Source organism: Arenibacter lacus (genome assembly GCF_008711145.1).
Taxonomy (GTDB): domain Bacteria; phylum Bacteroidota; class Bacteroidia; order Flavobacteriales; family Flavobacteriaceae; genus Arenibacter; species Arenibacter amylolyticus.
The window spans coordinates 1-1,020 of record NZ_VVIN01000186.1; the positions used below are offsets into that span (position 1 = coordinate 1).

The 1,020-nt window shown below is 41.2% G+C and carries 1 protein-coding gene; it reads left to right on the plus strand.

The window, feature by feature from the left end; translation table 11 throughout:
• The coding region (locus F1E73_RS17065; protein WP_150452670.1) for an energy transducer TonB at window positions 1-691 on the plus strand (691 nt) is incomplete at its 5' end.
• Window positions 692-1,020: the final 329 nt, after the last annotated feature.

Consider the following 1,020-nt stretch of genomic DNA (forward strand, 5'->3'; position numbering starts at 1 on the left):
AAATCCAAAGGCGGATTTAACAAGGAATAGCGGACTTTACTTCGTTATTGGTTTGGTGATAGTGTTGTTGTTAACTTGGGGTGCCTTGGAATGGAAAACCTATGACGATGACAATCAATTTGATTATACTATGAACGTGGATGATACGTTGGATGAAGAAGTTCCTATGACTGAACAAATAAAAACACCACCGCCACCGCCGCCACCAGCAGCTCCAGAGATCATCGAGATTGTTGAGGATGAGGAAGAAGTGGAGGAAACTGTAATTGAGTCTACTGAAACTAGTCAGGAAGAAGAGGTAATAGAAGTAGAAGACGTACAGGTAGAGGAAGTAGAAGAAGAATTGGATATTCCCTTCGCAGTTATTGAGGATGTTCCTGTTTTTCCAGGTTGTGAGAACGAAAAAGATAAGAGAGCTTGCTTTAACTCCATGATGCAAAAGCATATTAGAGATAACTTCCGTTACCCCGAAATCGCTCAGGAAATGGGTGTGCAAGGTAGGGTGAATGTAATGTTCGTGATTCAAAAAGACGGTAGTATCGGTAATGTAAGGATGAGAGGACCGGATAAGAACTTGGAGGAGGAAGCGGCTAGGATCATTGGTAAATTACCGAAAATGACTCCTGGAAAGCAAAGAGGTAGAGCTGTACGTGTGCCTTTTAGTATCCCAATTACTTTTAAGTTGCAGTAGTTAACAGTATTTAAGATAAATGACATCCCGGGCCTTGGTCCGGGATTTTTTTTTGCTTTTTAGTTTCTCTTCGGAATTTTTCTGATGGGTAGTCCATCCAAAGTGGTATTTTCTAGACCTACTCCTAAACCTTCACGGTTAGCCTGCTGTTGGCCAGTGAACTAGCAACTTGAGGTAGCTACTTCCCTGTTTACTGTAATGAATTAGGTTCTATTGGCTGCACAGCCTGTAATAAACCTTGTTAATTGGTTGCAAAAATATGGAAGGCAGTGTATCTTTGCGCACTTATTATAAAAGGGTGATGAAAACGGTGGTTGGTTCGGTTAAAA